The sequence below is a fragment of the Candidatus Thermoplasmatota archaeon genome, assembly GCA_018814355.1.
GTDB lineage: Archaea > Thermoplasmatota > Thermoplasmata > UBA10834 > UBA10834 > COMBO-56-21.
The window spans coordinates 1-5819 of sequence record JAHIZT010000050.1 but is presented as its reverse complement, the minus strand read 5'-3'; the positions used below and the strand labels follow the sequence as shown (position 1 = coordinate 5819).

Annotated in this window: 5 protein-coding genes and 1 tRNA gene; 1 reads left to right on the top strand and 5 read right to left on the bottom strand. The window is 55.2% G+C overall.

Going from position 1 to position 5819, the window contains the following annotated elements; all coding sequences use genetic code 11:
- The first annotated feature begins 607 nt into the window (after nt 1-607).
- Nucleotides 608-2224, top strand: a complete 1617-nt coding sequence (locus KJ653_03335; GenBank protein MBU0684867.1) for a PKD domain-containing protein — start codon at nt 608-610, stop codon at nt 2222-2224.
- A 194-nt stretch (nt 2225-2418) separates the two neighbouring features.
- On the opposite strand, the gene KJ653_03330 is transcribed toward KJ653_03335, so the two are convergent.
- The 5 genes from KJ653_03330 to KJ653_03310 form a co-directional block, all read right to left on the bottom strand.
- Nucleotides 2419-2964 carry a hypothetical protein gene (locus tag KJ653_03330; protein ID MBU0684866.1) on the bottom strand — a complete coding sequence of 182 codons (546 nt, stop codon included), beginning with the start codon at nt 2962-2964 and terminating at the stop codon, nt 2419-2421.
- A 103-nt stretch (nt 2965-3067) separates the two neighbouring features.
- Nucleotides 3068-3721 (bottom strand): GNAT family N-acetyltransferase, encoded by a 654-nt coding sequence (locus KJ653_03325; protein MBU0684865.1) that lies wholly within the window; start codon nt 3719-3721, stop codon nt 3068-3070.
- 158 nt (nt 3722-3879) lie between these two features.
- Nucleotides 3880-4560 carry a hypothetical protein gene (locus tag KJ653_03320; GenBank protein MBU0684864.1) on the bottom strand — a complete coding sequence of 227 codons (681 nt, stop codon included), beginning with the start codon at nt 4558-4560 and terminating at the stop codon, nt 3880-3882.
- Between the two features lie 79 nt (nt 4561-4639).
- A tRNA-Leu gene (locus tag KJ653_03315) sits at nt 4640-4746 on the bottom strand.
- A gap of 41 nt (nt 4747-4787) precedes the next feature.
- The coding region (locus KJ653_03310) for a GTPase (GenBank protein ID MBU0684863.1) at nt 4788-5819 on the bottom strand (1032 nt) is incomplete at its 5' end.

Below are 5819 nucleotides of genomic sequence, written 5' to 3'. Positions count from 1 at the left end.
GTCTGCGAGCTTGGTTATCAGCGCGTGGATGCAGTCAGTGCGCTCGTTGGTCGGGTTGCTGCATGCGTACTGATAGGCGAGCTACATCCGCTTCTTGATTATCTCAGGGTTGAGTGTAGTGTCGGACCCCATAGGTCATGCCTCTTTGCCGGTTCGGGACGAGTGGCTCCTGGACCGTAGGACGTCCATTGTTCTCCTCTGTATATTGCCTTTCTGGGTAAGTGATCGCTTCCAGGAGGCTGGGGCGCGGACTTTGTCCCATGTTACCGAGCGGGACGGCCCTATGAAATACTCGAAAGGACGTTTGTCGGCCAACCCCGGATCGGGATTCCAAAGGTGCAGAATGAGCGGCGAAAAAGCGTCGACTCGGAGAAGTGTCATCTCGAGCGCGAGAGTGACAAGACCCTGCAGTCTCTGCCCAGATATCCTTCGGATAGTGATTTGGGGGATGACAGATCGCGGCAGAGATCGGCGAATGGCGGCTGCCGTGTCAGCAGTGACATTGGTCGCAGTACTCATGCTTGCATCGGGAGTCTTCAGCGTTGCCCGGAGCGATCCGCCGCGGCATTCTTCGACATCGAACGTCGCTAGTTGGATGTTTGTGACATTGGATAGTGCAGGAGAAGTCGGCTACGACTCCTCCATCGCGGTAGATTCGAACAACAAGGTCCACATAAGCTACAACGATGGCACGAACGACGACCTCAAGTACGCCACCAACGCAAGCGGATCTTGGGTCATCTACACTCTGGACAGCATAGGGAATGTCGGCCTGTACACATCCATCGTGGTGGACTCGAACAACAGCGTCCACATAAGCTACCTTGATTGGACGAACGGAGACCTCAAGTATGCCACCAACGCAGGCGGATCTTGGGCCTGCTACACCCTGGATAGCGTAGGGAGTGTTGGTCTGTTCACATCCATCGCAGTAGACTCGAACCACAAGGTCCACATAAGCTACCAGGACTTCACGAACGACGACCTCAAGTACGCCACCGACGCAGGCGGATCGTGGGCATACTATACCCTGGACAGCGCGGACGATGTTGGCTTCGACACTTCCATCGCGGTAGATTCGAACAACAAGGTCCACATAAGCTACGGAGATTGGACGAACGACGACCTCAAGTACGCCACAGACGTTGGCGGATGGTGGACATACTACACTCTTGACAGCCTAGGGGATGTGGGCTACGATTCTTCCATCGCCGTAGACTCGAATGACAGGGTCCACATAAGTTACCACGATGAAACGAACGCCCACCTCACGTATGCCACTAACGCGAGCGGATTCTGGACCTTTTACACTCTGGACAGGACAGGGAGTGTTGGCTTGGCCACTTCCATCGCAGTGGACTCGAACAGCAATGTCCACATAAGCTACTGCGATTACAGCGATTTCTCGAACAACGACCTCAAGTACGCGACCAACGCGAGCGGATCGTGGGCCTACTACACTCTCGACAGCGTGGGGAATGTTGGCCTTTCCACTTCCATCGCGATAGACTCTGACAACATGGTCCACATAAGCTACAGCGACTACACGAACGACGATCTCAAGTACGCATACAGTGCGAAGGCGGACGTGCCAGGATTCTTCGTGACTATGAGCGCCAGCCCGAAGTCGGGTCAAGCTCCGTTGACAGTTCAGTTCACCTCCAGCGTGAGTGGAGGGGTTGAACCTTACAACTTCTCGTGGGACTTCGGGGACGGAGCTACAAATTCCTCTCAGAATCCTGTTCACACCTATGCCCGGGCCGGGACATTCACTGTGACTCTGTTAGTCACGGACTCAGTTTCAACTTCCGGGTCGATCCAGGAAGTGATTAAGGTCTCTGTCAAGCACATCATCCCAGGCGTTGATGATGCCGGCAATGCCGCGATGCTGGTGGTTGCGGCCGTTGCGGTGATCGCCTTGGTGGTGATCGTGGTCGTCGCAGTACTGCTGATGAAGAGACGAAAAGCTGCGAAGCAGAGAGAACTGCAGGAGCGCTACCTCCAGGACGCAGCTGTGTCGATCGAGCACCCTGCGGAAACGCCGATTCAGCATCCTCTTCAAGAAGCTCTGCCTGCACATCGGGAGAAGGCTCCCGGGCCACCTGAAACTAGACTGACTAGTGTCCAAGACAAACTATGGCAACTGAAGTCTATGAGAGAGAAAGGTCTCATCAGCGAAGAAGAATACGAGGGGAAGACGAAGGATCTGCTCAAGAGACTTTAGATGCCAGGCTTCTCCGTCTCTTTGTTGAAGAGACACCAGCCTTCCCTCTATTGGCTTCCTGGTGCGAGATGGGATTTGAAACCGGGTCGAGCCAGACCTTTTTTCTGATTTCAATAGGAACGAAAACGCAGGATTGAGATCCGATGACAAATAGTGTCAGTCTCTGTGTACCTTCATTCGTGAGGGTATTTCTATCAATCCTGTTTGATTTCCTCTGAAGAACTCCGAACACCAATCTCTAGTCCTTGCTGGCGATGATATATTTCTATCGTTCTCAAAACTGCATCAACATATTCTGGTCCAAACAGATCTATGGCATATCCTACAACGGTACACAGATCTTCGAGATCAAGGACTTCGAGAACGTCCACCCTTGATATCCATGGTTTCAGTCTGAATCTGTCTCCTGTCGGAAGGAGTCTCTCTACATCCTCCGCTCTTGGTGCTGTGGAATGAGCTAGGAGCGCGAGATCTGACAAGCTGTTTCGAATTTCTCTGAGAACCTTCATCTTGGCATTGCGTCGCGAATCATCCAATACGGAAGACAGTCTCACATCGTCTGGAACAGCATGACATCCGTAGCGGTACCAGAGCAAATCCCTTCTCGCGACATCTTTGAGGAAATTCCGTAGAGCGGGAGTGAGGTTTGAGCCTTCCTTGGCATGACGCTCAAAAATGGCATCTATGTCATCTCCCATCAGAGTTGAATCCTTTTTGGATGTCTTCTCTTTGCTCGTCATCTATACCATTCTCTCATGGTTCTCATTTCCTTCACGGCGGAATTGCCTTTCCTTCCCTAAGGGTTTTTCCTTCGATCAAGAGGGGATTTGAACCCATATCGATTCACTTGACGTCGAGAACGTAGACGATTCCCTTCGCGTCTCGTTCGACGAAGTACGAAGTCAGGCCGTCATGGAAGGTGGCTACCTTCCTGAAGCCGATGACCTCGTAGAACCTCCAGTTGCTTGCTTGGTCGTCCGTGTACAGCGTGACGAGCCTGCATCTGGCATCCCTGGCAGCCCCGACGAACCTCTCTATCAGCTTCTTGCCGAGGCCTTTTCCCTGGTACTTGGGGTCCACGATGATGAGGTTGACCTCGGCGTCCGACCGAGGCACGTTCACGAGCACCTTGAACTCCGTCATGAAGAAGTGCCAGAGGAGGACCGGTGAGACGTGTTGGCCGTGGGTGCCGAAGAGGAATTGCGGGATCATCCCGAGCTTACTGGACAATGATCTGGATCCTGCCTTGCCTTTGAGGCTTCCGATCCTGCCGAACAGGAGCCCGGTCACGCCGTGGGAATCGTGCGCGACCTCGGTCCAGTTCGAGCGGACCACGAATGTCCGCACATAACCCTCCATCACCCGCGGATCTGCGAACTCGTCACTCTTGTCCGAGCCAGCGACCCACGCGTCCCAGGCGAGACGAGAGCATGCGTCCATGTCATCCGCCCTGAACTGACGGAACAAAGGCCCTTCACGAGTTGGTTCTTCGTCCATAGCTAGCTCCTTGGGTCTGTTCGAAGCGAGAGGGCCATGGGGTCAGATAAAGATGGTACACGATTGGCGGGATACTTGACTCGCAATTGAATGTTGGGAAACCCGCTGGGAGAGTGTGTTGATCGAAGAGGTGTGAGGATCACAGTCGAATCAGGATTCTATTGTATAGGCCGTCCGCACCTCTCGCAGAACCTTACTCCCTCAGCAAGGGGCTGCCGGCATTGCATGCAGAATTTCGAGGAAGGTGACTGCCCCGGTGTAGCACCTACAGGCGGGACGCTCTGCCACTGCGGTTGAGGGGCAGGATATGCCGCCGGCGGGGCATAGGGCTGGACTCCGGGCTGGACGTACATTTGGGCTGGCGGCCCGTACTGAGGGAATCCCTGAGGAGCTGAAGTGGTGTACTGCTGCTTCGCCATCCTCAAGAAGATCATCATCATGAGCACGCCAATGACCGATCCATAGAACCCGGTGCAGAACCACCAATCATCGGAACCCGAGACAGCCGCGACGAACACGACTGCTGCGATTACAATCAAGATGAGCTGGACTACCGATGCCACGAATGCGCGGTTCACCTGCTGCACCGTCACGGAGTCGGTGTTCTGCGCACCTTTGAGCGACACGAACAATGCGAAGAAGAGCGGAATGCAGACTACGGCAATTCCAGCTAGCGAGATTGGAGAGTCGACACCGATGTAGTACCATACTCTAGCGCCCGAATAGGAATAGTAGTTGTACCATCCTCCGAAATTCGTTAAGAAGAGGACCGCGACGGCCACAACGCCGCCAATCATAGCGCCTGCGAACAAGGCTGGATGCCAACCACGTGCGGTCATGACCCCCGAATCGTGCTGATTGCCAGTCAAGGTTTCTGAGACTACTGACCGAAGCGCGATTCATTCGACCAGGCGCCCGTGCGGGAGAGGGGATTTGAACCCCCGGACTCCTATGAGACAGAATTGCCTATCCCGTTCAGCAGGATCTTAAGTCCTGCGCCTTTGGCCTGGCTTAGCTACTCCCGCGAGGCGGTAATCTCCGCGGGCGCTCTTAACCGTTTTCGCCATCAGAACTTGGCCAATATGTCATGGAGCTTGATCTCGCCCTTAAGCACTTGGAGATCGTACCTGACCCTGATCATTGGCTTGTTGGCCTTGAGGACCCTGTTCAGGTCGATGGGTGTGCCGGAAACGACGACATCGCACTTTGCGGCGTTTATCGTGTCCTGGAGGTCCTTGATCTGGTGGTTGCCGTAGCCCATTGCCGGCAGCACGTCCTCGAGATGCGGGTACTTCGCGAAAGTGTCCTTGATCGAGTTGACCGCGAACGGCCTTGGGTCGATGATCTTCTTGGCGCCCGAGTTCTTCGCGGCTATGAAGCCTGCGCCGAACTTCATCCCGCCGTGAGTGACGGTCGGCCCGTCCTCGATCACGAGGACGGTCTTGCCCTTGATCGCCTTCGTGTCCTCGACGGTCACGGGCGACGTTGCCTTGATGATCTTCGCTTTCGGGTTGAGCTCCTCGACGATCTGCTTCACCTGCTCGACGTCCTTCGGCTGCGCAGTGTCGACCTTGTTGATTATGACGACATCCGCCATGCGGATGTTCGTCTCGCCGGGATAATAGAGCCTCGCGTGCTCCGCCCTGTGCGGGTCCGCGACCACTATGTGCAGGTTCGGGATATAGAACGGCGTGTCGTTGTTGCCTCCGTCCCACAGGATGACATCGGCCTCCTTCTCGGCCTGTCTCAGGATCTTCTCGTAATCGACGCCCGCATATACGATTATCCCCTTGTCTATGTGTGGCTCGTACTCCTCCCTCTCCTCGATCGTGCACGCGTTCTTGTCGAGGTCGGCGTATGTCGCGTATCTTTGGACCGCCTGCTTTTCGAGGTCGCCGTACGGCATCGGGTGCCTGATGGCAACCACGCGTCTCCCTTTGGCCCTCAGGATGGATGCGATGGCTCTCGTTGTCTGGCTCTTGCCGGAGCCGGTCCTGACGGCGCACACCGCGATGACGGGCACCTTTGATTCCAGCGCCGTCTGGTTCATGCCCATCAGCCGGAAGTCCGCGCCCACAGCGTTGACCAGGGACGCCTT

Bases quoted from the DNA above. Each gene is read 5' to 3' on its own strand.
- KJ653_03320 (MBU0684864.1), bottom strand. From the start codon at position 4,560: ATGACCGCACGTGGTTGGCATCCAGCCTTGTTCGCAGGCGCTATGATT.
- KJ653_03330 (MBU0684866.1), bottom strand. From the start codon at position 2,964: ATGACGAGCAAAGAGAAGACATCCAAAAAGGATTCAACTCTGATGGGA.
- KJ653_03325 (MBU0684865.1), bottom strand. From the start codon at position 3,721: ATGGACGAAGAACCAACTCGTGAAGGGCCTTTGTTCCGTCAGTTCAGG.